The following is a 24,797-nucleotide window of genomic DNA, read 5'->3' as shown; positions in this document are numbered from 1 at the left end:
ATGGGCCGACCCGCGGTCGCTGAACTGTCCACCGTCAGGAAGGGGGCCGCTCGCGTGAGTGTGCTCGACGAGATCATCGACGGAGTCCGGGCCGACCTCGCGGAGCGGCAGGCGCGCGTCAGCCTCGACGAGCTCAAGGAGCGCGCGGCCAAGGCACCCGCGGCCAAGGACGGCGTCGCGGCGCTGCGCGGCGACGGCGTCAAGGTCATCTGCGAGGTCAAGCGCTCCAGCCCGTCCAAGGGCGCGCTGGCCGCCATCGCCGACCCGGCCGGACTGGCCGCCGACTACGAAGCGGGCGGCGCCGCCGTCATCTCCGTCCTCACCGAACAGCGCCGTTTCGGCGGTTCGCTGGCCGACCTGGAGGCCGTGCGCGCCCGGGTCGACATTCCCGTGCTGCGCAAGGACTTCATCGTCACCTCGTACCAGCTGTGGGAGGCCCGCGCGTACGGCGCCGACCTCGCGCTGCTGATCGTGGCCGCGCTGGAGCAGCCGGCCCTGGAGTCGCTGATCGAGCGTGCCGTCTCCATCGGCCTGACCCCGCTGGTCGAGGTGCACGACGAGGACGAGGTGGACCGCGCGGTCGACGCGGGCGCCAAGATCATCGGCGTGAACGCGCGCAACCTGAAGACCCTGGAGGTCGACCGCTCCACCTTCGAGCGCGTCGCCCCGGAGATCCCGGCGGGCATCGTCAGGGTCGCCGAGTCCGGCGTCCGCGGCCCGCACGACCTCATCGCCTACGCCAACGCGGGCGCCGACGCGGTCCTGGTCGGCGAGTCCCTGGTCACCGGCCGCGACCCGAAGACCGCGGTCGCCGACCTGGTGGCGGCGGGCGAACATCCGGCTCTGCGCCACGGCCGGGACTGATCCTCGCTAAGCTGTGCTGCGATGACCACCCTGACGGCTCTGACGGCCCGGGACCCGTACGCCCGCCTCGCGCGCGGCTGCCGGCCCCGGGGCTGCCGCGCGCCCGCGCGGCGCGTGCACGGCCGCAGGGTCCGGTACGTCATCGGAGACGAACCCGGCCAGGTCAACGGCCGTCGATGGCAGCGCCCCGCCAGGGGCGCGGGGTTCTGTTCGACGCGCGGCCGATGCCGCACGGGTGCGACCCGCCACCAGTGCGGCGCCACCGGCTGATCATCCCTGCCCCCACGGCGAACTGTGTCCCGCACACTCTCACCGTGAGGTTTCCGCATGCCCAGCACCTTCTTCATCCCTGACCCGGACGGCCAGGTCCCCAGCCCCCAGGGCTACTTCGGCGCCTTCGGCGGCAAGTTCATCCCGGAGGCCCTCGTCGCCGCCGTGGACGAGGTCGCCGTCGAGTACGACAAGGCCAAGAACGACCCCGAGTTCGCCCGGGAGCTCGACGACCTGCTGGTGAACTACACCGGCCGGCCCAGCGCGCTGACCGAGGTCCCGAGGTTCGCCGAACACGCCGGCGGCGCCCGGGTGTTCCTCAAGCGCGAGGACCTCAACCACACCGGCTCCCACAAGATCAACAACGTGCTCGGCCAGGCCCTGCTCACCAAGCGCATGGGCAAGACCCGCGTCATCGCCGAGACCGGCGCCGGCCAGCACGGCGTCGCCACCGCCACCGCCTGCGCCCTGTTCGGCCTCGACTGCACCATCTACATGGGCGAGATCGACACGCAGCGGCAGGCCCTGAACGTGGCCCGGATGCGGATGCTCGGCGCCGAGGTCATCGCCGTGAAGTCCGGCAGCCGCACCCTGAAGGACGCCATCAACGAGGCGTTCCGTGACTGGGTCGCCAACGTCGACCGCACGCACTACCTGTTCGGCACCGTCGCCGGCCCCCACCCCTTCCCGGCCATGGTCCGCGACTTCCACCGGGTCATCGGCGTCGAGGCCCGCCGCCAGCTCCTGGAGCGGGCCGGCCGGCTGCCCGACGCCGCCGTCGCCTGTGTCGGCGGCGGCTCCAACGCGATCGGCCTCTTCCACGCCTTCCTCCCCGACGCGGACGTCCGCCTCATCGGCTGCGAGCCGGCAGGACACGGTGTGGAGACCGGCGAGCACGCGGCCACCCTGACCGTCGGCGAGCCCGGCATCCTGCACGGCTCCCGCTCCTACGTTCTCCAGGACGAGGAGGGCCAGATCACCGAGCCGTACTCGATCTCGGCGGGCCTGGACTACCCGGGCATCGGCCCCGAGCACGCCTACCTCAAGGACAGCGGCCGCGCCGAGTACCGGGCCGTCACCGACGACGCCGCCATGCAGGCGCTGCGCCTGCTGTCCCGCACCGAGGGCGTCATCCCGGCCATCGAGTCCGCGCACGCGCTGGCCGGCGCGCTGGAGATCGGCCGGGAACTCGGCCCCGAGGGGCTGATCGTGGTCAACCTGTCCGGCCGCGGCGACAAGGACATGGACACGGCCGCCCGGTACTTCGGCCTGTACGACACCGACGCCGAGGTGGCGGCCGACGCCGCCGACACCGCCGAGATCGAGGGGGACGCCAAGTGAGCGGGAACACGCAGCTGCTGTCGGACACCCTCGCCGCCGCCAGGGCGGAGGGACGCGCCGCGCTCATCGCCTATCTGCCGGCCGGCTTCCCGACCGTCGACGGCGGCATCGAGGCGGTCAAGGCCGTCCTGGACGCCGGCGCCGACGTCGTCGAGGTGGGGCTGCCGCACAGCGACCCCGTCCTGGACGGACCCGTCATCCAGACCGCCGACGACATCGCCCTGCGCGGCGGCGTGAAGATCGCCGACGTGATGCGCACGGTCCGCGAGGCGTTCGCGGCGACCGGCAAGCCGGTCCTGGTCATGACGTACTGGAACCCCATCGACCGCTACGGCGTCGAGCGGTTCACCGCCGAGCTGGCCGAGGCGGGCGGCGCCGGGTGCATCCTGCCCGACCTGCCCGTGCAGGAGTCGGCGCTGTGGCGGGAGCACGCCGAGAAGCACGGCCTCGCGACGGTCTTCGTCGTGGCGCCCAGCAGCAGGGACGAGCGGCTGCGCGAGATCACCGCGGCCGGCAGCGGCTTCGTCTACGCCGCCTCCCTGATGGGGGTCACCGGTACCCGCGCGTCGGTGGGCGCGCAGGCCGAGGACCTGGTCGCGCGCACCCGGGCCACCGGCACCGCGCTGCCCGTCTGCGTCGGCCTCGGCGTCTCCGACGCCGGCCAGGCCGCCGAGGTGGCCGGCTTCGCCGACGGTGTGATCGTCGGCTCGGCGTTCGTCAAGCGGATGCTCGACGCGCCCGACGAGGCGGCCGGCCTGCGGGCCGTCCGGGAACTCGCGGACGCGCTGGCCAAGGGCGTACGCGGCGACGCCTGAGCGACATCACCCGAAGGGGTGGACCTTGGACCGGGGAGGCACGGTGCGCCTCCCCGGTTCGTTTCCGGGGTGTGAGCGAGAAGAACCGTGAGGGAAAGCGCACCGCCCGGGAACGGCTGGCGGCCGAGCGCGAGAAGCAGAAGGCCGCCGAGAAGCGCCGGCGCACACTGATCGTGGGGGCGAGCGTCGTCGGCGTGCTGGGCCTGGCGGCGGTGATCGGCGTCGTCGCCGCGAACGCCGGCAAGGACGACGGCGGCGAGAACGCGGCCGGTCCGGTCGTCGCGCCCTCGGGCGCGCAGGGCGAGGACGCCCTGGCCATCCCGGTCGGCGAGGCCGGAGCCAGCTCCACGCTCACGGTGTGGGAGGACTTCCGCTGCCCGGCCTGCAAGAACTTCGAGGACACCTACCGCTCGACGGTCCACGAGCTGACCGAGGCCGGCAAGCTCAAGGTGGAGTACCACCTGGCGACGATCATCGACGGCAACATGGGCGGCTCCGGCTCGCGCAACGCGGCCAACGCCGCCGCCTGCGCCCAGGACGCCGGCAAGTTCACCGCGTACCACGACGTGCTGTACGAGAACCAGCCCGCGGAGACCGACGACGCGTTCAGCGACAACGCCCGCCTGCTGGAACTGGCCGGCAAGGTCGACGGCCTGGACACCCCGGCCTTCCGCGCCTGCGTCGAGCAGGGCACCCACAACAGCTGGGTCGCCAAGTCCAACGAGGCGTTCCGCAGCGGCGGCTTCACCGGCACCCCGACCGTGCTCTTCAACGGCAAGAACATCTACCAGGACCAGACGATGACCCCGGCCAAGCTGAAGAAGATGGTGCAGGAGGCCGCCCAGGGGTGAGCGCACCGGCCGTCCCCGTTATGGAGCCGTAGCCGGGCCGCCTGCCCCGGGTTCGGCGGGGCACGGTAGCGTCGACCTTGCCATGGAACTTGCCTACATTCCCAGCCCGTCGCGCGGGGTCGTGCACCTCGGACCGCTTCCGCTGCGCGGCTACGCCTTCTGCATCATCATCGGTGTCTTCGTCGCGGTCTGGCTCGGCAACAAACGCTGGGTCGCCCGCGGCGGACGGGCCGGCACGGTGGCCGACATCGCCGTCTGGGCGGTGCCCTTCGGCCTGCTCGGCGGCCGGCTCTACCACGTGATCACCGACTACGAGCTGTACTTCAGCGAGGGCCGGAACTGGGTGGACGCCTTCAAGATCTGGGAGGGCGGACTCGGTATCTGGGGCGCGATCGCCCTCGGCGCGGTCGGCGCGTGGATCGGCTGCCGGCGCCGGGGCATCCCGCTGCCCGCCTACGCCGACGCCGTGGCCCCCGGCATCGCGCTCGCCCAGGCGTTCGGGCGCTGGGGCAACTGGTTCAACCAGGAGCTGTACGGCCGGGAGACCGACCTGCCCTGGGCCCTGCACATCACCTCCGCCGCGGACGGCCGGGTGCCGGGCTACTACCACCCGACGTTCCTCTACGAGTCGCTGTGGTGCATCGGTGTCGCGCTGCTGGTCATCTGGGCCGACCGGCGTTTCCAGCTGGGTCACGGGCGGGCCTTCGCGCTGTACGTCGCCGCGTACTGCGCGGGCCGGTTCTGGATCGAGTACATGCGGGTCGACGACGCCCACCACATCCTCGGGCTGCGGCTGAACAACTGGACCGCGCTGTTCGTGTTCCTGCTGGCGGTGGCGTACATCGTGATCTCGGCGAGGAAGCGGCCGGGCCGTGAGGAGATCGTCGAACCGGGCGCCGCCGACGACGCTCCGGCCGGGGAAGCGGCCGGGACGACGAAGAAGACGGCGGACACCGAAGCGACGACGGACGTCGAGGTCGAGCCGGACGCCACGAAGAAGACCGACGGCGGGAAGAAGGCCGACGGCGGGAAGAAGACCGGCGCCGCGAAGAAGACCGGCGCCGAGGAGAAGCCGGATCTCGGCAAGAAGACGGACCTCGGCAGGACGGACGCGGACGTCGAGAAGGAGACGGAAGCCGCGCGGGACGCCGACGGTGCCTCCGCCGGGGAGAAGAAGGACGAGGCCGAGTCGGCCAGCGGGAAGAGCTGACCGCCGGTTCCACGGCTGAGAGGGCGTCCGGGCCCAGGGCGGCGGCAGCCGCGCGGAGGGCCCCGGGCGCCCTTCGCCGTGTCCGCCCCCGCGTTCGTCCGGGGCCGGTGTCAGCGGTCGTGGGCGAGCAGGAGCGCGCGGCGGGCCGCCGCCACGGTCGCCGCGTCGACGAACGTGCCGTCCGGGAGGGCCTGGGCGCCCGGTTCCGCCTCCGCCGCCTTGACGATCTGCTCCGCCCGTTCGATCTCCTCCGGGGTGGGCAGATAGGCGCGTTCGATCACCGGCAGCTGGCGGGGATGGATGGCCGCACGGCCCAGGAACCCCAGGGCGCGACCGTGGGCGCACCCCGCGGCAAGGGCCTCCAGATCCCGGATGTCGGGGTGCACGGACTGGGGCGGCGGTGGCAGGCCGGCCGCCCGGGCCGCGACCACGATCCGGGAGCGCGGGTGGTCCAGGCCCCGGTCGTCCACCAGCCCCAGGTCGGCCCGGAGGTCGGCCTCGCCCAGACAGACGCCGCTGACCCGGGGGTGCGCCGCGGCGATCGCGTAGGCGTGCTCGACCCCCAGGGCGGTCTCCAGCAGGGCGTACAGCGGCGGCGGGTCGCCGTCGCCGGGCGTGACGGCCTGCGCGGTGCGGGTGATCTGCTGCGGGCTGCTCACCTTCGGCAGGCGCAGGCCGGACAGGCCGGGCAGTGGTGCCAGCGCCTCCAGATCGGCGGCGCAGTACGGGGTGTCCAGAGCGTTGACACGGACGTGGACCGGGACGGGCTGGGGGACCACGAGCCGGTCCGCGGTGGCCGCCCGGGCGTAGTCCTTCCGGTCGGGCGCGACCGCGTCCTCCAGGTCGACGATGACGACGTCGGCGCCCGCGGCGAGCGCCTTGGTGACCACCGCCGGGCGGTCGCCCGGGACGTACAGCCAGGTCAGCGGGGGTCTCACAGGGCACCCTCCGAGCGCAGGGCGGCCAGCTCGGCCGGGGTCAGGCCGAGTTCGGTGAGGACGGCGTCCGTGTCGGCGCCGTGCGGGCGTCCCGCCCAGCGGATCGCGCCGGGCGTCTCGGACAGCCGGAACAGGACGTTCTGCAGGCGCAGGGGGCCCAGCTCCGGGTCGTCGACGGTGGTGATCGTGGCGAGGGCGGCGTACTGGGGGTCGGTCATCACGTCCCGCACGTCCTGCACCGGTGCGACGGCCGCCTCCGCCTTCTCGAAGGCGGCCAGGACCTCGTCGCGGGGGCGGGCTGCGATCCAGCCGCCCACCGCCTCGTCCAGGACGTCGGAGTGCCCGGCGCGCCCGGCACCCGTGGCGAACCACGGCTCGTCGACCAGGTCCGGGCGGCCGACCAGGCGCATTACGCGCTCCGCGACGGACTGGGCGGAGGTGGAGACGGCGACCCAGGTGCCGTCGGCGGTGCGGTAGGTGTTGCGCGGGGCGTTGTTGGCGGAGCGGTTGCCGGTGCGCGGCTGGACGTGGCCGAGCTGGTCGTACCAGGTGGGCTGGGGGCCGAGGACGGCCAGGATCGGCTCGATGATCGCCATGTCGACGACCTGGCCCCGGCCGGTGCTCTCGCGGGCGGCCAGAGCGGTCATGACCGCGTAGGCCGTGGTCAGGCCGGCGATGGAGTCGGCGAGGCCGAACGGGGGCAGCGTCGGGGGCGCGTCCGGTTCCCCGGTGATCGCGGCGAAGCCGCTCATGGCCTCCGCGAGCGTGCCGAAGCCGGGCCGGTGGGAGTAGGGGCCGAACTGGCCGAAGGCGGTGACCCGGGCCAGGACCAGCCGGGGGTTGGCGGCGGAGAGTTCCGCCCAGCCCAGGTCCCACTTCTCCAGGGTGCCGGGGCGGAAGTTCTCGATGACGACGTCGGCGGTCTCGGCGAGGCGGAGCAGGGTGGCGCGGCCGCCGCGGGTGGACAGGTCCAGGGTCATGGTGCGCTTGTTGCGGCCGAGGACCTTCCACCACAGGCCCGCCCCGTCCTTGGCGGGGCCGTGGCCCCGGGACGGGTCCGGCTTCGCGGGGTGCTCGACCTTGATGACCTCCGCCCCGAAGTCACCGAGCAGGGTGGCGGCCAGCGGACCGGCGAAGAGGGTGGCGAGGTCGAGGACGCGCAGGCCGGCCAGCGGAGGGCGGGCCGCCGACGCACGGTACGGGGGAGGGTCGGCCGGGGACGGGGCCAGGGGCGTGTCGGTCATGGGCGGGCTGCCTCCCGGTGGGTGAGGTGGGCCAGGGTGTCGAAGCCGATGCCGTCGAAGCCGGCGACGGAGGTGGCCAGACGGTTCTTGAGCGGTGCCGTCCAGCGCTCGGGGAGCGCGGTCGGGGAACCGGCCAGCAGGGCGGCGAGCGAGCCCGCCGTGGCACCGTTGGAGTCGGTGTCCCAGCCGCCCGACACGGCACGGCAGACCGCGCCGGGGAAGTCGCCGTGGGAGTGGGTGAGCGCGGCGGCGATCAGCGCGGTGTTGGGGACGGCGTGGACCCAGTGGTGACGGGGGGCGTGGGTGGCGTGGAGCGCGTCGACGACCGCCTCGAAGTCCTCGTGCGCACGGGCCAGTCCGACGGCGTGGGTGACGGCCAGCGCCAGCCGGGAGCGGGGCGGGACCACGCTCAGGCCGGTGCGCAGCACCGCGTGCACGTCCCGGTCGCCGGTGGCCGCCGCGGCGATCGCGGCGGCCGTGAACATCGCCGCGTAGACGCCGTTCGCGGTGTGGCTGAGGACCGCGTCGCGGTACGCCTGTTCGGCGGCGGAGGCCGGGTCGCCCGGGTTGGTCCAGCCGTGCACGTCGGCGCGGATCAGCGCGCCGATCCACTCGCGGAAGGGGTTGCGATGGCGGGCCGTGTGCGGGGGCTCGATGCCGCACAGGAGGTTGCGGTAGGCGATCCGTTCGGCGGTGAAGGTGCGCGCGGCGGGGAGTTCCGCCAGCCAGAGGCCGGCCACGTCCTCGGTGGTGAAGGCGCGGCCGTGGCGCTGGAGCAGGAGGAGGTTCAGCAGCGGGTAGTTGAGGTCGTCGTCCTCGGGCATGCCGTCGATGTTCTCGGCGAGGGAGGTGGCGGCCGAGCGGCGGTTCCAGGGGTGGGCGTCCAGGAGGGCGCGGGGGACACCGGTCGCGGTGAAGTACGCGGCGAGCGGCCAGTTGCCGGCGGCCCGCGCCAGCGCGCGGATGGCGGTGAGGGGAAGCTTCTCGACGGGTTTGCCGAGCAGGCAGCCCGCGGCCCGGCCCAGCCAGGCGGCTTCGGCGCGGGCGGGGTCCAGGGCGGTGGGAGGGCCCGCCGGCCGGGTCGGCCAGTCCGGGCAGAGCGCCTTGATCCGCTCCAGGCCGGTCGGCTCGTCGTCCGCCAGCGCGCTGGGCAGCTCGGCGAGTTCGTCCAGCAGGTCCTCGGCGAGCCGGCGCAGGTACCGGGACGGCGGGTGCGGCGAGGCGCCCGCACGCTCGGGTGCCGGGGGCCCGCCCGCCGCCGCCCAGCGGGCCGCGACGGCCGACGGCTCACGGCCGTCCAGGGCGGCCTGACGCAGTTCGTGGCCGAGCAGGTCCTCCGGCTGCACCCAGGTCAGGCGGAGCATTCCGGGCCTCCGAGGGCGGTGACGGCCGCCTCGTGGGCGCGCCGGCGGCGGACGTCCTTGGCGTGGATCTCCCGGGCCACCCCGGCCAGGGTGCGCGCGGGTTCCCAGAGATCCAGGCGGCTGGCCCGTGCGACCTGCTCGGCCCACTCGCGCGGGGGCGGCGAGCCGAGCGCGCCGGCCAGGGCGCCGGCCATGGTGGCGATCGAGTCGCAGTCCCGGCCGTAGTTGACCGAGCCCAGCACCGCCCGGCGGTGGTCGCCGCCCGCCACCAGCAGCATGCCGAGGGCGACGGGGAGTTCCTCGATCGAGTGCAGCCGGGAGGGGCGGCGGGCGCCCAGGGAGGGACTGCGGTAGTCCGGCCCGACCGTGTCGTAGGGGGCCACGGCCTCGCGCAGGGGCCGCAGGGCGGACTCGAAGTCCTGATGCCCGCGGGCCGCTTCGCAGACCCGGTCGACGGCCTCGCGGGTGCCGTCCTTGGCCAGGGCCAGACAGGCCGAGACGACCGACTCCGGTGTCGCCCCGGGGGCGCAGGCCGCCGCGACCGCCGCCGCGAACACACCGGCCGCCTCACGGCCGTACGACGACTGGTGGGCGCCGGCGATGTCCAGTGCCTCGGCGTACGCGGCCCTCGGGTCGGCGGCGTTGACCAGGCCCACCGGGGCCATGTACATCGCCGCGCCGCAGTTGACGATGTTGCCGACGCCGGCCTCGCGGGGATCGGCATGGCCGTAGTGGAGGCGGGCCACCAGCCACTTCTCCGCCAGGAAGACGCGGTGCAGGGGCAGCGCCTCGGCCTCCAGTTCGGGGATCCAGCGCGGGGTGGTCATCAGGTCGGGGACCAGGTGGTCGGCGACGGAGTAGGCGTCGAGGTGGTCGCGGACCTCGGCGTAGACCCTGACCAGCGCGTGGGTCATCAGGGTGTCGTCGGTGACGTGTCCGTCTCCCTTGTGGTAAGGCGCCAGGGGGCGGGCGGTGCGCCACGCGTCGCCGTTCCAGGGGCCGACGACGCCGTGGATCCGGCCGCCGTGGCGTTCGAGGATCTGGTCGGGGGAGTAGCCCTCGACGGGGCCGCCGAGGGCGTCGCCGACGGCGGCGCCGACCAGGGCGTGGGTGATGCGTTCGGTCAGCGGGGGTGCGGAAGCCGCTGTCTCCGCCGGGACGTTTCCAGTTTCCGGGCTTTTGTCTGTTTCCGTCGCCATGGGGGGAATCATCCCCTTGTCGGCGGGTGGTGCGCGGCTACCAGGAGTCCGGCGAGTTCGACCAGGTCGGTACCGGTCAGGCGGGGCAGGGCGCAGCCGGAGAGTGTGCGGCAGGTGGTGCGCCAGGAGTCGGGGATCGCCGAGCCTCCGCCCAGGGCCCCGGTGAGCGCGCCGGCCAGCGCGGGGGCGGAGTCCGCGACCCGGGACAGGCAGGCGGCCGCCGGGACCGCCTCGGCGATCCGGCCGTGCGCGGCGAGGGCGAGGGCCAGCGCCACCGGGACGGTCTCCGCGGCGGCGATGCCGTAGCTGTAGACGTGGTCGACGATCTGGTGTTCCAGGAGGGGGACCAGAGCGAAGGCGCTGTCGGCGGTGCGGGCCAGGTGCAGGGCGTGGCGGGCGTTGCGGCCGATCTCGGTGGCCTCCGGGAGCTGGGTGAGCGCGGCCGTCGCGCACGCCTCCACGCCGGCTCCGGACAGGGCGAGTGAGACGGCCGCGGCCATCGCGCGGGCGCCGTGCACCCCGTCGCCGTCCTGGGTGTAGCGGGCGTCGAACTCGGCGAGGTCGGCGGCGGCGTCCGGGTCGCCGGGATGGGCCACGGCCAGCACGCAGGCGCGGACACAGGCGGCGTCGTCGAAGTAGTGGGGGTTGTCGTGGCCGGTGGCGGGCGGACGCAGGCCGGCGGCGAGGTTGCCGAGGCCGGCGCGGACGGAGATGCGGGCGCGCAGGGGGAGGACCGCGGACTCCACCTCGGGAGCGCGGTCGGCCGCGGCGGCGATCTCGTCGGCGAGGGCGTTCCAGGCGAGGTCGATCGCGGCTCGGGTGCGGCGGGCGCGGGTGAGGTCGTCGAGGGTGGTGCCGTCTCCGGCACGCAGGACCGCCTCCGCGGTGAAGGCCGCCCACTCGGCGTCGTCGGAGGGGCCGAGACGGAGCGGTTCGGGGGGCTGATTGAGGGCGATGGGGACCGGGAGGGTGGTGGTGGCGTTGTGTTCGGCGAAGGTGTCGAGTTCCCGGGTGAGGCGCCGGGTCCACTCGGGGAGGCGGCCGGCTCGGTGACGGGCGGCGGGCCAGCCGGCGGCGTCGCCCGCGGCGAGGCCGAGGAGGAGGCCGGCGACGCGTTGCCCGGTCTCGGCCTGTGGGCCGGTTTCCGTCTCGGCCCAGGTCTCGGTACCGGTTTCGGTCTTGGCCCAGGTGTCGGTTCCGGTCTCTGTCCCGGTCTTGGCCGAGGTATCGGTTCCGGTCTCGGCCCAGGTGTCGGTTCGGGTTTCGGTCTCGACCCAGGTATCGGCCCGGGTCTCCGTCTCCGTCTGAATCCCGGCCCAGGTGTCGGCCCCGGTCTCCGTCTCAGTCCCGGCCACGCCGGTATCGGCCCCGGGCCAGGTCTCACCTCCGGTGGGGTGTCTCCGGCCCTCCCGCCATCCGTCACCGGAGGGAGGGAGGAACGCCTCCACCGGTGGGGGCCACTCGCCGTTGGCGGGTGTCTGCGGGACGGGAGGTGCGCAGGGGGTGAGGCGCGTGCCGGTCTCCGGGGCGGGTTCCGGGACGGTGCCCGGCCGGGTGAGGGCCGCCGTCCGTGGGCCGGACGGTGCCAGGGCGGCGGTGGCCGGGGGCGGGGTCGTGCCCGGGGCGCTGGGCGACTCGGTCTCCGGTCCGGGATCCCCGGAGGGTTCCGGGCCGGCCGGGGGAGCGGTGGTGTCCCACGGGGTCGGTGGAGTCATCGGGCGGCCTCCGGGGGCCACTTGGCGGCCTCCTCGGGGACCAGGAGCTCGGCGACGTCCAGGATGTGGTGGCCGGCCATGGCGGGCAGGCAACTGCCTCGGGCGGGGCCGATGGCCGCGGCCCAGTCGGCGGGGATGGCGCGGGCGCCCTGACCGGCGCCGGCCAGGGCGCCCGCCACCGCCGCCGTGGTGTCCGCGTCCCGGCCCATGTTGACGGCCGTGAGCACCGCCTCCCGGAAGTCGCCGTCCGCCGCCGCGTACGCGCCGAACGCGAGGGCGACGGCCTCGGGGGCCAGGTCCGTCCAGGGATAGCCACCGATGACGACGGCCGAGCGGACGGCCCGTTCGCCGCGGTGCGCCACGGCCACCGCCCTGCGCAGTGACCGGGCCGTCCAGGAGTCGTCGGGGATCACCGCCAGCGCGGAGGCGATCACGGCGAGGAGCGGTGCCCCGGCCATGGCCGCCGCGACCCCGGCCGCGACGGCCTGGCCGCCGTAGATGCCCTCGCCGTCGTGGCTCACCGAGCCGTCGATCGCCACCAGGCGGGCCGCCTCCGCCGGGCGGCCCGCGGCGAACACCCCGAAGGGGGCCGCGCGCATGGCCAGGCCGTCGCTCCAGGCGTGCCGGTGCTGGGCGGAGATGGGGGCCGCGAGCCCCCGGCGCAGGTTCTCCAGCGTGCCCCGCTCGCTGAAGCCCGCCCCCCGGAACGGACCCTCGTCGCGGTCGGCGATCCAGGCGTGCCAGGCCGCCTCCACGTGCGCCGGGGTGAGCGCCGAGCCGTGCCGGGCCAGCAGCAGGCCCGAGAAGATCGCGTACTCGGTGTCGTCGGTGCCCGCCGGCTGCTCGGCGACGAAGCCCGTGACGCGGCCCCAGCGGGCGCGGATCTCCGACGGTTTCATGTTCTCCGCGGGGGCGCCCAGGGCGTCCCCGACGGCCAGGCCGAGCAGTGCGCCCCGGGCCCGGTCGCGCGGCGCGGTGCCGGTGCCGGGTGCCGCCACCGCGGGGACGGGGGCGATCGATGCCATGTCTCCGCCTCTCCTTTGCGGATCTGTCCCAGCGATCTGTCCCACCGTTGGCGGTTGACTGCCGCCTCGTCGGCCTCAGAGTCACCCGGTCGGTGTGCGAGGGCAGGGCCGCCCGGAGGCGCAAGCGAAGGTAAAACCGCAGCTAAGCCCAGCCTTTCCTTGCTGGCGGCGGGGGAATCCACGGCGTAAGGTCCGTGTTGTCGAAAAGTAGAATCGATCCAAAGTTAGCTTTGGCTAAGCTTTCCGGGAGACCCTCATGGCCCTCATCGAGACCGAGGCGGCGCTGCACGAAGCCCACCGCGACAATCACACGCACCGCGATGTGAACGGTGGCTGGCTTCGGCCCGCGGTCTTCGGCGCGATGGACGGCCTGGTCTCCAACCTCGCCCTGATGACCGGTGTCGCGGGAGGGTCCGTCGGGCGCGAGACCATCGTGCTCACCGGCCTGGCCGGGCTCGCCGCCGGGGCCTTCTCCATGGCCGCCGGCGAGTACACCTCGGTCGCCTCCCAGCGGGAGCTCGTCGAGGCCGAACTCGACGTGGAGCGGCGGGAGCTCAGGAAGCACCCGAAGGACGAGGAGGCCGAACTCGCCGCCCTCTACGAGGCCCGCGGCGTCGAGCCGGAGCTGGCCCGGCAGGTGGCCCGGCAGCTGTCCCGGGACCCCGAGCAGGCCCTGGAGATACACGCCCGCGAGGAACTGGGCATCGACCCCTCCGACCTGCCCTCGCCGGCCGTCGCCGCGGTGTCCTCCTTCGGCGCCTTCGCGCTCGGCGCGCTGCTGCCCGTCCTGCCCTATCTGCTCGGGGCCACCGCGCTGTGGCCGGCGGTGCTGGTCGCGCTGATCGGACTCTTCGCCTGCGGCGCGGTCGTGGCCCGGGTGACCGCCCGCTCCTGGTGGTACAGCGGGCTGCGGCAGCTGGCGCTCGGCGGTGCGGCGGCCGGTGTGACGTACGCCCTGGGCGGCCTGTTCGGTACGGCCGTAGGATAGGGCGTCCGGCACTTATGCAAGGGACTGCATAAGTAGCCGTTACTGACTGGTTTCGGATGCTTGAACACCGGGCATGAGCCGTAAGCGCTGTGGGCAATGACGCCTGCGGCACACTCGCGGGGTGGGCGACGGTGCCCGTTCCGTTCTCCGGGTCGACGGACATCGATCTGTCCCGTTCGGCCCCCCTATATTTTCGGCCGCCGCGCGCGGCCTGTGCCGCGACCCTGTGGCGTCCGCATGCTGGAACGGAGTATCCGGTTCCCGAGAACCGCTCCATCATGTAACCTGCACGAAATTTCGCACCCACGTGCAACTCAGCAGAGGGCCAACGTCGTCCCTCGGCACTTCGCATATGCCAGATGACGACGACGGGAGAGCCGATGCGTACGCCGCGCCAGCCGTCCCAGCACTCCGCGAATGGCCAGAACTGGTCGTTCATGGATGCTCGCCCTGCTGCGCAGGGTATGTACGACCCCCGCAACGAGCACGACGCGTGCGGCGTCGGTTTCGTGGCCACCCTCACCGGTGAGGCGAGCCACACGCTGGTCGAGCAGGCGCTGACCGTACTGCGCAACCTCGAACACCGTGGCGCCACCGGCTCCGAGCCCGACTCCGGAGACGGCGCCGGCATCCTCTCCCAGGTGCCCGACACCTTCTTCCGCGAGGTGGCCGGATTCGAGCTGCCCGAGGCCGGCTCCTACGCCGTCGGCATCGCCTTCCTCCCCGAGGACGGCACCCAGGACGCCGTCTCACAGATCGAGACGATCGCCGCCGAGGAGGACCTCACCGTCCTCGGCTGGCGCGAGGTCCCCGTCGCCCCGGAGCTGCTCGGCGCCACCGCCCGGTCGACCATGCCGGTCTTCCGGCAGATCTTCGTCACCGACGGTGCCGCGGCGCCCGCCACGGGCATCGCTCTCGACCGCAAGGCGTTCGTACTGCGCAAGCGCGCCGAGCGCGAGGCGGGCGTCTACTTCCCGTCGCTGTCCGCGCGCACGATCGTCTACAAGGGCATGCTGACCACCGGCCAGCTGGAGCCCTTCTTCCCGGACCTGTCCGACCGCCGCTTCGGCTCGGCGATCGCGCTCGTGCACTCCCGGTTCTCCACGAACACCTTCCCGTCGTGGCCGCTCGCCCACCCGTACCGCTTCGTCGCGCACAACGGTGAGATCAACACCGTCAAGGGCAACCGCAACTGGATGCGCGCCCGCGAGTCGCAGCTGGTCTCCGACTTGTTCGGCTCTGCCGACCCTGGGCACAGCGGTGCGGACGAGAAGGCCATCGAGCGCATCTTCCCGGTGTGCACCCCGGACGCCTCCGACTCCGCCTCCTTCGACGAGGTGCTGGAGCTGCTGCACCTCGGCGGCCGCTCCCTGCCGCACTCCGTGCTGATGATGATCCCGGAGGCGTGGGAGAACCACGACTCCATGGACCCGGCCCGGCGCGCCTTCTACCAGTTCCACTCCACGATGATGGAGCCCTGGGACGGCCCCGCCTGCGTCACCTTCACCGACGGCACCCAGGTCGGCGCCGTGCTCGACCGCAACGGCCTGCGCCCCGGCCGCTACTGGGTCACCGACGACGGCCTGGTCGTCCTCGGCTCCGAGGTCGGCGTCCTCGACATCGACCCCGCCAAGGTGGTCCGCAAGGGCCGGCTGCAGCCCGGCCGGATGTTCCTCGTCGACACCGCCGAGCACCGCATCATCGAGGACGACGAGATCAAGGCGCAGCTCGCCGCCGAGGCCCCCTACGCGGAGTGGCTGGAGGCCGGCGAGATCGAGCTGGGCGACCTGCCCGAGCGCGAGCACATCGTCCACACCCACGCCTCGGTCACCCGCCGCCAGCAGACCTTCGGCTACACCGAGGAGGAGCTGCGCGTCATCCTCGCGCCGATGGCCCGCAGCGCCGCCGAGCCGATCGGCTCCATGGGCACCGACTCGCCGATCGCCGCGCTCTCCGACCGCCCGCGGCTGCTCTTCGACTACTTCACCCAGCTGTTCGCGCAGGTCACCAACCCGCCGCTGGACGCCATCCGCGAGGAACTGGTCACCTCCCTGCGCAGCGCGCTCGGCCCGCAGGGCAACCTGCTGGAGCCGAACGCCGCCTCCTGCCGCTCCGTCGTCCTGCCCTTCCCGGTCATCGACAACGACGAGCTGGCCAAGCTCATCCACATCAACGCCGACGGCGACATGCCCGGCTTCAAGGCCGCGACCCTGTCCGGCCTGTACCGGGTGCACGGCGGCGGCGACGCGCTGGCCGCGCGGATCGAGGAGATCTGCGCCGAGGCCGACGCCGCCATCGAGAACGGCGCCCGCCTGATCGTCCTGTCGGACCGCCACTCCGACGCCGAGCACGCGCCGATCCCCTCCCTGCTGCTCACCGCTGCCGTCCACCACCACCTCATCCGCACCAAGCAGCGCACCCAGGTGGGCCTGCTGGTCGAGGCCGGCGACGTCCGCGAGGTCCACCACGTCGCCCTGCTCATCGGCTACGGCGCCGCCGCCGTCAACCCGTACCTGGCGATGGAGTCGGTGGAGGACCTGCTGCGCGCGGGCACCTTCCTCGACGGCATGGAGCCCGAGAAGGCCATCAAGAACCTGATCTACGCCCTCGGCAAGGGCGTGCTGAAGGTCATGTCCAAGATGGGCATCTCCACCGTCGCCTCCTACCGCGGCGCGCAGGTCTTCGAGGCCGTCGGCCTGGACGAGAACTTCGTCGAGAAGTACTTCAACGGCACCGCCACCAAGATCGGCGGCGTCGGCATCGACGTCGTCGCCCAGGAGGTCGCCGCTCGCCACGCCAAGGCGTACCCGGCTTCCGGCATCGCCCCGGCGCACCGCGCGCTGGACATCGGCGGCGAGTACCAGTGGCGCCGCGAGGGCGAGCCGCACCTGTTCGACCCGGAGACGGTCTTCCGCCTCCAGCACTCCACGCGCTCGGGCAAGTACGACATCTTCAAGAAGTACACCGAGCGGGTCAACGAGCAGTCCGAGCGGCTGATGACGCTGCGCGGCCTGTTCGGCTTCAAGTCGGACCGGCAGCCGATCTCCGTCGACGAGGTCGAGCCGGTCAGCGAGATCGTCAAGCGCTTCTCCACCGGCGCCATGTCGTACGGCTCCATCTCCAAGGAGGCGCACGAGACCCTCGCCATCGCCATGAACCAGCTGGGCGGCAAGTCCAACACCGGTGAGGGCGGCGAGGACCCGGAGCGCCTGTACGACCCGGCCCGGCGCAGCGCCATCAAGCAGGTCGCCTCCGGCCGCTTCGGCGTCACCAGCGAGTACCTGGTCAACGCGGACGACATCCAGATCAAGATGGCACAGGGCGCCAAGCCCGGCGAGGGCGGCCAGCTGCCCGGCCACAAGGTGTACCCCTGGGTCGCCAGGACCCGTCACTCGACCCCGGGTGTCGGTCTGATCTCCCCGCCGCCGCACCACGACATCTACTCCATCGAGGACCTGGCCCAGCTGATCCACGACCTGAAGAACGCCAACCCTCGGGCGCGGATCCACGTCAAGCTGGTCTCCGAGGTCGGCGTCGGCACGGTCGCCGCGGGCGTCTCCAAGGCCCACGCGGACGTCGTGCTGATCTCGGGTCACGACGGCGGCACCGGTGCCTCCCCGCTGACCTCGCTGAAGCACGCGGGCGGCCCCTGGGAGCTCGGCCTCGCCGAGACCCAGCAGACCCTGCTGCTCAACGGCCTGCGCGACCGCATCGTCGTGCAGACCGACGGCCAGCTGAAGACCGGTCGCGACGTGATCATCGCCGCGCTGCTGGGCGCCGAGGAGTTCGGCTTCGCGACCGCCCCGCTGGTCGTCTCCGGCTGCGTGATGATGCGCGTCTGCCACCTGGACACCTGCCCGGTCGGCATCGCGACCCAGAACCCGACGCTGCGCGACCGCTTCACCGGCAAGCCGGAGTTCGTGGTCAACTTCTTCCAGTTCATCGCCCAGGAGGTCCGCGAACTCCTCGCCGAGCTGGGCTTCCGCTCCATCGAGGAGGCCGTCGGCCACGCCGAGATCCTCGACGTCGAGCGAGCGGTGGACCACTGGAAGGCGCAGGGCCTGGACCTGGAGCCGCTGTTCCACGTGCCGGCGCTGCCCGAGGAGGCGGTCCGCCACCAGCTGATCGCGCAGGACCACGGCCTGGAGAAGGCGCTCGACAACGAGCTGATCAAGCTCGCCGCCGACGCCCTGTCCGCCGACTCGGCCGACGACGCCCAGCCGGTGCGTGCCCAGGTCGCCATCCGCAACATCAACCGCACGGTCGGCACCATGCTCGGCCACGAGGTGACGAAGAAGTTCGGCGGCGCGGGCCTGCCCGACGACACCATCGACATCACCTTCACGGGCTCCGCCGGCCAGTCCTTCGGCGCCTTCCTGCCGCGCGGTGTCACGCTGCGCCTGGAGGGCGACGCCAACGACTACGTCGGCAAGGGCCTCTCCGGCGGCCGCGTGATCGTCCGCCCGGACCGGGGCGCCGACCACCTCGCCGAGTACTCGACGATCGCGGGCAACACCATCGCGTACGGCGCGACCGGCGGCGAGCTGTTCCTGCGCGGCCGCACCGGTGAGCGGTTCTGCGTCCGCAACTCCGGCGCGCTGGTCGTGTCCGAGGGCGTGGGCGACCACGGCTGCGAGTACATGACCGGCGGTCACGCGGTGGTCCTCGGCGAGACCGGCCGCAACTTCGCGGCCGGCATGTCCGGCGGCGTCGCCTACGTCATCGATCTGGACCGCGACAACGTCAACGTCGGCAACCTCGACTCGATCGAGGCGCTGAGCGAGGACGACCAGCAGTGGCTGCACGGCGTGGTGCGCCGTCACGCCGAGGAGACCGGGTCCACGGTCGCCGAGAAGCTGCTCGCGGAGTGGGACACCGCCGTGACCCGCTTCAGCAAGATCATCCCCAGCACGTACAAGGCAGTGCTCGCCGCCAAGGACGCCGCCGAGCGAGCCGGACTGACCGAGTCCGAGATCACCGAGAAGATGATGGAGGCGGCGATCAATGGCTGACCCGAAGGGCTTTCTGAACCACGGCCGCGAGGTCGCCAGGTCCCGCCCCGTCGAGGAGCGCGTCAAGGACTGGAACGAGGTCTACGTCCCCGGCTCCCTGCTGCCGATCATCAGCAAGCAGGCCAGCCGCTGCATGGACTGCGGCATCCCGTTCTGCCACAACGGCTGCCCGCTGGGGAACCTGATCCCCGAGTGGAACGACTACGCCTACCGGGAGGACTGGTCGGCCGCGCAGGAACGCCTGCACGCCACCAACAACTTCCCGGAGTTCACCGGCCGGCTCTGCCCGGCGCCGTGCGAGTCGGCGTGTGTGCTCGGCATCAACCAGCCGCCGGTCACCATCAAGAACGTCGAGGTCTCGATCATCGACAAGGCGTGGGAGACCGGGGACGTCGCCCCGCAGATCCCGGAGCGCCTGTCCGGCAAGACCGTCGCCGTCGTCGGCTCCGGCCCCGCGGGTCTGGCCGCCGCCCAGCAGCTGACCCGGGCCGGCCACACCGTCGCCGTCTACGAGCGCGCGGACCGCGTCGGTGGTCTGCTGCGCTACGGCATCCCCGAGTTCAAGATGGAGAAGCGGCACATCAACCGCCGCATCGAGCAGATGCGCGCGGAGGGCACCCGCTTCCGCACCGGTGTGGAGATCGGCCGCGACCTCAAGGCCGGCGACCTGAAGAAGCGGTACGACGCGGTGGTCCTGGCCGTCGGCGCCACCACCGCCCGTGACCTGCCGGTGCCGGGCCGCGAGCTCAAGGGCGTCTACCAGGCCATGGAGTACCTGCCGCTGGCCAACAAGGTCCAGGAGGGCGACTACGTCACCGCCCCGGTCTCGGCCGAGGGCAAGCACGTGGTGGTCATCGGCGGCGGCGACACCGGCGCGGACTGCGTCGGCACCGCCCACCGGCAGGGCGCGGCCTCCGTGACCCAGCTGGAGATCATGCCGAAGCCGGGCGAGGAGCGGAACGCGGGCCAGCCCTGGCCGACCTTCCCGATGCTCTACAAGGTGACCAGCGCCCACGAGGAGGGCGGTGAGCGGGTCTACTCCGTCTCCACCACCCACTTCGAGGGCGACGAGGACGGCAACGTCCAGTGGCTGCACCTGGTCGAGGTCGAGTTCGTCGACGGCAAGCTGACCCAGAAGCCGGGCACCGAGCGGAAGATCCCCGCCCAGCTGGTCACCCTCGCCATGGGCTTCACCGGCACCGACCAGGAGAACGGCCTGGTCGAGCAGTTCGGCCTGGAGCTGGACGCGCGCGGCAACATCGCCCGCGACGCCGACTTCCAGACCAACGTGCCGGGCGTGTTCGTCGCCGGTGACGCCGGCCGCGGCCAGTCGCTCATCGTCTGGGCCATCGCCGAGGGCCGCTCTGCCGCCCGCGGTGCCGACCGGTTCCTGACCGGCGCCAGCGACCTGCCCGCGCCGATCCGCCCGACGGACCGCGCGCTCACGGTCTGACGGCCCCTCAAGAACGTCCCGTACAACGGCGTACGGAACACAGGCAGCGTCTGCCCCACTGTCCCCGACCGGACGACGGGGCAGGCGCTGTCGCCTAAGGTGGCTTTGTGATCAGTCTCAGCAAGGTCCAGGAGGCCGCCCCCGCGCTGGTCAGCCTCTACAAGTCCGCCGGTGTGTCGCTCAGCCGGCACGGGCTGGCGGGGGAGCGGGCCGCCGTCTATCTCGTCGTCGACTACTCCGGCTCGATGAAGCCGTACTACAAGGACGGCAGCGTGCAGGCGCTGGCCGACCGGGTGCTGGGTCTGTCCGCCCACCTCGACGACGACGGCCGGGTGCCCGTCGTGTTCTTCTCCACCGACATCGACGCCGAGACCGACATCGTGCTCGCCGACCACGCGGGGCGGGTGGACCGGATCGTGGCCGGGCTCGGGCACATGGGAAGGACCAGCTACCACCTGGCGATGGACGCCGTCATCGACCACTACCTGGACAGCGGGGCCGACGCGCCCGCCTTGGTGGTGTTCCAGACGGACGGCGGCCCGATCAACAAGCTCGCCGCCGAACGGTATCTGTGCAAGGCGTCCGGGCTGCCGCTGTTCTGGCAGTTCATCGGCTTCGGCGACCCGGACAGCAAGCAGTTCGACTTCCTGCGCCGGCTCGACGACCTGCCCGTCCCCGAGAAGCGGATGGTCGACAACGCCGGTTTCTTCCACGCCGGTGCCGACCCGCGCGCGATGCCGGACGGCGAGCTGTACGACCGCCTGGTGGGCGAGTTCCCGTCATGGCTGGCGGCGGCGCGGGCGCGGGGCATCCTGCGGACGCCGGGCGACGCCGGCAACCTGGCCCGGGGGGCGCACTGAGCCCGCCGGGTCTCACGCCCGCGCATCGAGCACCGCCCGTCGGCATGCGTGCGGACTGCCCCACGCCGTGCGCAGCGCGTGCGCCCGGGTGAGCCACAGGGACAGGTCGTACTCCGCCGTGTAGCCGATGGCGCCGTGCGACTGCAGGGCGGCGCGGGCCGCCGTGTACGCGGCGTCGCAGGCGGCGGCCTTGGCCGCGGCCACCTCGCCCGGCTCCAGCGTGAGCGCGGCGCCCAGCACCAGCGGGCGGGCGAACTCCAGCGCGATCCGCGCGTCGGCCAGCCGGTGCTTGACCGCCTGGAACGAGCCGACCGGGACGCCGAACTGGGTGCGCCGGCCGACGTACGCCACCGTCCGGTCCAGCAGGGCCAGCCCGATGCCGAGCGCCTGCGCGGCGGTGGCCAGCCGCGCCCACCGCACCGCCTGCTCCAGGGCCTCGGCGACCCGCGGGCCGCGGGCGAGCGGCTCCCCGCCGGGTGGCAACGGGCTCAGCCGGCGCGCGGGGTCCGGGGTCGGGCGCGGTGGAGTGCCGGGCGGCGGCGACAGTTCCAGGCAGCCGTCGGCCGTCACGCCCAGCCGGACGTCCGCCACCTCCGCGTCCACGGCGTACGGCCCCCAGGCCAGCGTCGCCATCGCCGCACCGCCGGCCAGAGCGGGCAGCAGGCGCTCGGCCGGGCCCGGATCCTCCAGCGCGCTGAGCAGGGCCGCCGCCGCCACCGTCTCCGCCAGCGGGCCCGGCACCGCGTGCCGCCCCAGCTCCACGAAGGCCACCGCGACCTCGGCCGGCCGGGGGCCCAGCCCCGCGTACGCCTCGGGGACCGCCAGCGCGAACACCCCCGCCTCGGCGACCCGGCGCCACAGCGCGCGTCCGCCCGCGGGATCGCCCCGGCCCCAGGACCGGATCACCGCCGGGGTGTCCGCGGCCGTCAGCAGGGCGTCCAGGGAGGCGGCGAAGGCCCGCTGCTCGGGATCGAGGAGGAGGCGCATCAGCGGCGTCCCTTCGGCAGGCCCAGCAGCCGCTCGGCGACGATGTCCCGCTGGATCTCGTTGGTTCCGGCGTAGATCGGGCCGGCCAGCGCGAACAGCCAGCCCTCGGACCACGAGGTGTCCGCGAACACGCCCTCCTCGCCGAGGAGTTCCAGGGCGGTCTCGTGCAGTGCGAGGTCGTACTCCGACCAGAACACCTTGTTCACGCTGGACTCCGGGCCGAGGGACCCGCCGTCCAGCAGGCGCGAGGCGGCGGCGTAGGCGAACAACTGGTAGGCGCGGGCGCCGATCAGGGCGTCGGCCACCCGGTCGGCGAACTCCGGCGGGCCGCCGCGGGAGCGCCACAGGCGGTGCAGCCGGTCGGCGGCGGCGAGGAAGCGGCCCGGGGAGCGGAGCATCAGGCCGCGTTCGTTGCCCGCCGCCGACATCGCGATGCGCCAGCCCTCGCCGGGCGCCCCGATCACGTCCTCGTCGGGCACGAACGCGTCGTCCAGGAACAGCTCCGCGAAGGCCGGCCGGCCGTCCAGGCGCTGGATCGGGCGGACCGTGACCCCCGGGGCGTGCAGGTCGAACATCAGGTAGATCAGGCCCTGGTGGGGCCCGGCGGCGCCCGGGTCGCAGCGGAACAGGCCGAAGGCGCGGTCGGCGAAGGCCGCGCGCGAGGACCACGTCTTCTGCCCGCTCAGCCGCCAGCCGCCCGCCACCCGCTCCGCCCTCGCGCGCAGCGACGCCAGGTCGGAGCCGGCCTCGGGCTCCGACCAGGCCTGCGCCCAGACCGCCTCGCCGCGCGCCATGGGCGGCAGGACCCGGGCGCGCTGCTCCTCGGTGCCGTGGTCGAGGAGGGTCGGGGCGAGCAGCGAGATCCCGTTCTGGCTGACCCGGGCCGGGGCGGCCAGGGCGTGGTACTCCTCCTCGAAGAGCAGCCAGCGCACCAGATCGCAGTCCCGACCGCCGTACCGCGTCGGCCAGTTCACCGCCGACCAGCGGGCCGCGGCCAGCTCGGCCTCCCACGCGCGGTGGGCGGCGAAGCCCTCGGCGGTCTCCAGGGAGGGCAGGGGAGCGCGCGGGACGTGGTCGGCCAGCCAGGCGCGGGCCTCGGTGCGGAAGGCCTCGTCGGCCGGGGAGAACGCGAGGTCCACGACTCACCCTCCTTCCCTAACAAGTGTTTGGTAGGTTAGCGTGCTGTCATGACCAACGTCGAGGCTCCGGCGTACGTTCCCGGACACGGTCTGCTCGGCGGCCGCACCGCCGTCGTCACCGCGGCCGCCGGGGCGGGCATCGGCGCGGCCACCGCCCGCCGGTTCCTCCAGGAGGGCGCCCGCGTACTGATCAGCGACGCCCACGCCCGCCGGCTGGAGGAGCACCGGGCCGCTCTGGCGGGCGAGTTCGGCGACGCGGTGACCGCCGTGCCGTGCGACGTGACCGACGAGACGCAGGTGTGCGCCCTGTTCGACGCGGCCGTCGCCGCGCACGGACGGCTGGACGTCGTCGTCAACAACGCGGGCCTCGGCGGCACCTCGGACCTCGTCGACATGACGGACGACCAGTGGACCCGCGTCCTGGACGTCACGCTGAACGGCACCTTCCGCTGCACCCGGGCCGCGCTGCGCCTGATGCGCCGCTCCGGCGGCGGGGTGATCGTCAACAACGCCTCCGTCCTGGGCTGGCGCGCCCAGGCCGGACAGGCGCACTACGCCGCCGCCAAGGCCGGCGTGATGGCACTGACCCGCTGCGCCGCGGTGGAGGCGGCCCGGGACGGGATCCGGGTCAACGCGGTCGCGCCGAGCCTCGCCCTGCACCCGCACCTGGCGAAGGTGACCTCGGCCGAGCTGCTGCGCGACCTGACCGCCCGGGAGGCCTTCGGCCGCGCCGCCGCACCCTGGGAGGTGGCCAACGTGATCGTCTTCCTGGCGTCGGGCTACTCCTCGTACATGACCGGCGAGGTCGTCGCCGTCAGCAGCCAGCGCGCGTGAGGCCGGGGGCGAGAATGTGCGCGTGCCTACGAAGAAGAAGCCCCAGGTGACCGCCGAGAGCAAGCCCGCGGCGGCCGCCGCGCAGGCCCGGCGACGCGAACTCCTCGGCACCGCCGCCGAGGTCTTCGCCGAACAGGGCTACAACGCCACCACCGTCCGCAAGATCGCCGACCAGGCCGGCATGCTCGCCGGCAGCCTCTACTACCACTTCGACTCCAAGGAGTCGATGCTGGAGGAGATCCTGCGGACCTTCCTCGACGAGCTGTGGGACGGCTACGACACCGTCCTGGCCGCCGGCCTCGGCCCGCGCGAAACCCTTGAGGCCCTGGTCACCGAGTCGTTCCGGGAGATCGACAGGCACCGCGCCGCCGTCGCGATCTACCAGAAGGAGAGCAGGCAGCTCGTGGCGCAGGAGCGGTTCGCCTTCCTCGCCGAGTCGCAGCGCAGGTTCGAGAGGGCCTGGCTGTCCACGCTGGAGCGCGGTGTCGCGGACCGGGTCTTCCGGGCCGACCTCGACGTCCGGCTCACCTACCGGTTCGTCCGGGACACGGTGTGGGTCGCCGCGTCCTGGTACCGGCCCGGCGGACAGCACAGCCCCGAGGAGATCGCCCGCCAGTACCTGTCGATGGTGCTGGACGGGATCGCCGTACGTGAGTAGCCGTTCGAGGTTCCGTTCTGCGTGAGGGAG

20 protein-coding genes are annotated in these 24,797 nt (G+C 73.3%); 12 read left to right on the top strand and 8 right to left on the bottom strand.

All coding sequences use genetic code 11. The features are described from left to right. Positions 1-54: 54 nt before the first annotated feature. The 6 genes from trpC (at position 55) to lgt (ending at position 5,351) form a co-directional block, all read left to right on the top strand. Positions 55-864 (top strand): indole-3-glycerol phosphate synthase TrpC, encoded by an 810-nt coding sequence (gene trpC / locus AC3ET3_RS11020; protein WP_432135986.1) that lies wholly within the window; start codon positions 55-57, stop codon positions 862-864. A 21-nt stretch (positions 865-885) separates the two neighbouring features. Further along, complete coding sequence (trpM, locus tag AC3ET3_RS11015) at positions 886-1,134, top strand: tryptophan biosynthesis modulator TrpM (protein WP_432135987.1); 249 nt, start codon at positions 886-888, stop codon at positions 1,132-1,134. Between the two features lie 57 nt (positions 1,135-1,191). Continuing rightward, positions 1,192-2,475 (top strand): tryptophan synthase subunit beta, encoded by a 1,284-nt coding sequence (gene trpB, locus AC3ET3_RS11010; RefSeq protein WP_432135988.1) that lies wholly within the window; start codon positions 1,192-1,194, stop codon positions 2,473-2,475. Further along, positions 2,472-3,290 (top strand): tryptophan synthase subunit alpha, encoded by an 819-nt coding sequence (gene trpA, locus AC3ET3_RS11005; RefSeq protein WP_432135989.1) that lies wholly within the window; start codon positions 2,472-2,474, stop codon positions 3,288-3,290. Before trpB ends, trpA begins: the two co-directional genes overlap by 4 nt. Positions 3,291-3,361: 71 nt before the next feature. Continuing rightward, entirely contained in the window at positions 3,362-4,141 is a 780-nt protein-coding gene (locus AC3ET3_RS11000; protein WP_435612038.1) for a DsbA family protein, read from the top strand. 82 nt (positions 4,142-4,223) lie between these two features. Then, positions 4,224-5,351: a prolipoprotein diacylglyceryl transferase gene (gene lgt, locus AC3ET3_RS10995; RefSeq protein ID WP_435612037.1), complete on the top strand. Its 1,128-nt coding sequence runs from the start codon at positions 4,224-4,226 to the stop codon at positions 5,349-5,351. Between the two features lie 110 nt (positions 5,352-5,461). Here lgt and AC3ET3_RS10990 read toward each other — a convergent pair whose 3' ends face one another. The 6 genes from AC3ET3_RS10990 to AC3ET3_RS10965 form a co-directional block, all read right to left on the bottom strand. Then, positions 5,462-6,289 (bottom strand): HpcH/HpaI aldolase/citrate lyase family protein, encoded by an 828-nt coding sequence (locus AC3ET3_RS10990; protein WP_432135992.1) that lies wholly within the window; start codon positions 6,287-6,289, stop codon positions 5,462-5,464. Further along, complete coding sequence (locus AC3ET3_RS10985; RefSeq protein WP_432156608.1) at positions 6,286-7,533, bottom strand: CaiB/BaiF CoA transferase family protein; 1,248 nt, start codon at positions 7,531-7,533, stop codon at positions 6,286-6,288. Before AC3ET3_RS10985 ends, AC3ET3_RS10990 begins: the two co-directional genes overlap by 4 nt. Beyond that, the gene (locus AC3ET3_RS10980; protein ID WP_435612036.1) at positions 7,530-8,897 is read right to left on the bottom strand and encodes an ADP-ribosylglycohydrolase family protein; all 1,368 of its coding nucleotides are present in this window, start codon (positions 8,895-8,897) and stop codon (positions 7,530-7,532) included. Before AC3ET3_RS10980 ends, AC3ET3_RS10985 begins: the two co-directional genes overlap by 4 nt. Further along, on the bottom strand, positions 8,885-10,096 hold the full coding sequence (locus AC3ET3_RS10975) for an ADP-ribosylglycohydrolase family protein (RefSeq protein ID WP_432135995.1): 1,212 nt from the start codon (positions 10,094-10,096) through the stop codon (positions 8,885-8,887). The genes AC3ET3_RS10980 and AC3ET3_RS10975 overlap by 13 nt, the downstream gene beginning before the upstream one ends. 8 nt (positions 10,097-10,104) lie before the next feature. Continuing rightward, the gene (locus AC3ET3_RS10970) at positions 10,105-11,451 is read right to left on the bottom strand and encodes an ADP-ribosylglycohydrolase family protein (RefSeq protein ID WP_488191824.1); all 1,347 of its coding nucleotides are present in this window, start codon (positions 11,449-11,451) and stop codon (positions 10,105-10,107) included. A 356-nt stretch (positions 11,452-11,807) separates the two neighbouring features. Beyond that, on the bottom strand, positions 11,808-12,836 hold the full coding sequence (locus tag AC3ET3_RS10965) for an ADP-ribosylglycohydrolase family protein (RefSeq protein WP_435612034.1): 1,029 nt from the start codon (positions 12,834-12,836) through the stop codon (positions 11,808-11,810). A 256-nt stretch (positions 12,837-13,092) separates the two neighbouring features. Here AC3ET3_RS10965 and AC3ET3_RS10960 point away from each other — a divergent pair, with 256 nt between their 5' ends. From AC3ET3_RS10960 to AC3ET3_RS10945, 4 genes are all read left to right on the top strand, one after another. After that, the gene (locus tag AC3ET3_RS10960; protein ID WP_432135998.1) at positions 13,093-13,824 is read left to right on the top strand and encodes a VIT1/CCC1 transporter family protein; all 732 of its coding nucleotides are present in this window, start codon (positions 13,093-13,095) and stop codon (positions 13,822-13,824) included. Positions 13,825-14,204: 380 nt separating this feature from the next. Next, positions 14,205-18,836: a glutamate synthase large subunit gene (gltB, locus tag AC3ET3_RS10955; RefSeq protein ID WP_432136082.1), complete on the top strand. Its 4,632-nt coding sequence runs from the start codon at positions 14,205-14,207 to the stop codon at positions 18,834-18,836. Further along, positions 18,829-20,289, top strand: a complete 1,461-nt coding sequence (locus AC3ET3_RS10950) for a glutamate synthase subunit beta (protein ID WP_432135999.1) — start codon at positions 18,829-18,831, stop codon at positions 20,287-20,289. Before gltB ends, AC3ET3_RS10950 begins: the two co-directional genes overlap by 8 nt. Before the next feature lie 107 nt (positions 20,290-20,396). After that, entirely contained in the window at positions 20,397-21,149 is a 753-nt protein-coding gene (locus tag AC3ET3_RS10945; RefSeq protein WP_432136000.1) for a vWA domain-containing protein, read from the top strand. 12 nt (positions 21,150-21,161) lie between these two features. Here the strand turns inward: AC3ET3_RS10945 and AC3ET3_RS10940 are convergent, their stop codons facing one another. Then, entirely contained in the window at positions 21,162-22,136 is a 975-nt protein-coding gene (locus AC3ET3_RS10940) for an acyl-CoA dehydrogenase family protein (protein WP_432136001.1), read from the bottom strand. After that, a complete protein-coding gene (locus AC3ET3_RS10935; RefSeq protein ID WP_432136002.1) occupies positions 22,136-23,275 on the bottom strand; it encodes an acyl-CoA dehydrogenase family protein in 1,140 nt (379 codons plus the stop codon). Before AC3ET3_RS10935 ends, AC3ET3_RS10940 begins: the two co-directional genes overlap by 1 nt. A 48-nt stretch (positions 23,276-23,323) precedes the next feature. On the opposite strand from AC3ET3_RS10935, the gene AC3ET3_RS10930 reads away from it, so the two are divergent. Both AC3ET3_RS10930 and AC3ET3_RS10925 read left to right on the top strand, forming a co-directional pair. Continuing rightward, positions 23,324-24,109 carry an SDR family oxidoreductase gene (locus tag AC3ET3_RS10930; protein WP_432136003.1) on the top strand — a complete coding sequence of 262 codons (786 nt, stop codon included), beginning with the start codon at positions 23,324-23,326 and terminating at the stop codon, positions 24,107-24,109. A 22-nt stretch (positions 24,110-24,131) separates the two neighbouring features. Beyond that, the gene (locus tag AC3ET3_RS10925) at positions 24,132-24,767 is read left to right on the top strand and encodes a TetR/AcrR family transcriptional regulator (protein WP_432136004.1); all 636 of its coding nucleotides are present in this window, start codon (positions 24,132-24,134) and stop codon (positions 24,765-24,767) included. The last annotated feature ends 30 nt before the right edge of the window (positions 24,768-24,797 follow it).

This window comes from Streptomyces sp. bgisy159 (assembly GCF_057707805.1).
The sequence above is the reverse complement of the archived record's forward strand: the minus strand, read 5'-3'. Positions and strand labels throughout refer to the sequence as shown.

Excerpts from the sequence above, each read along its gene's own strand:
- AC3ET3_RS10965 (WP_435612034.1), bottom strand. The coding sequence starts at position 12,836 with ATGGCATCGATCGCCCCCGTCCCCGCGGTGGCGGCACCCGGCACCGGC.
- AC3ET3_RS10960 (WP_432135998.1), top strand. The coding sequence starts at position 13,093 with ATGGCCCTCATCGAGACCGAGGCGGCGCTGCACGAAGCCCACCGCGAC.
- trpM (WP_432135987.1), top strand. The coding sequence starts at position 886 with ATGACCACCCTGACGGCTCTGACGGCCCGGGACCCGTACGCCCGCCTC.
- gltB (WP_432136082.1), top strand. The coding sequence starts at position 14,205 with ATGCGTACGCCGCGCCAGCCGTCCCAGCACTCCGCGAATGGCCAGAAC.
- AC3ET3_RS10985 (WP_432156608.1), bottom strand. The coding sequence starts at position 7,533 with ATGACCGACACGCCCCTGGCCCCGTCCCCGGCCGACCCTCCCCCGTAC.
- lgt (WP_435612037.1), top strand. The coding sequence starts at position 4,224 with ATGGAACTTGCCTACATTCCCAGCCCGTCGCGCGGGGTCGTGCACCTC.
- AC3ET3_RS10940 (WP_432136001.1), bottom strand. The coding sequence starts at position 22,136 with ATGCGCCTCCTCCTCGATCCCGAGCAGCGGGCCTTCGCCGCCTCCCTG.
- trpB (WP_432135988.1), top strand. The coding sequence starts at position 1,192 with ATGCCCAGCACCTTCTTCATCCCTGACCCGGACGGCCAGGTCCCCAGC.
- AC3ET3_RS10975 (WP_432135995.1), bottom strand. The coding sequence starts at position 10,096 with ATGGCGACGGAAACAGACAAAAGCCCGGAAACTGGAAACGTCCCGGCG.
- AC3ET3_RS10950 (WP_432135999.1), top strand. The coding sequence starts at position 18,829 with ATGGCTGACCCGAAGGGCTTTCTGAACCACGGCCGCGAGGTCGCCAGG.
- AC3ET3_RS10980 (WP_435612036.1), bottom strand. The coding sequence starts at position 8,897 with ATGCTCCGCCTGACCTGGGTGCAGCCGGAGGACCTGCTCGGCCACGAA.
- AC3ET3_RS10930 (WP_432136003.1), top strand. The coding sequence starts at position 23,324 with ATGACCAACGTCGAGGCTCCGGCGTACGTTCCCGGACACGGTCTGCTC.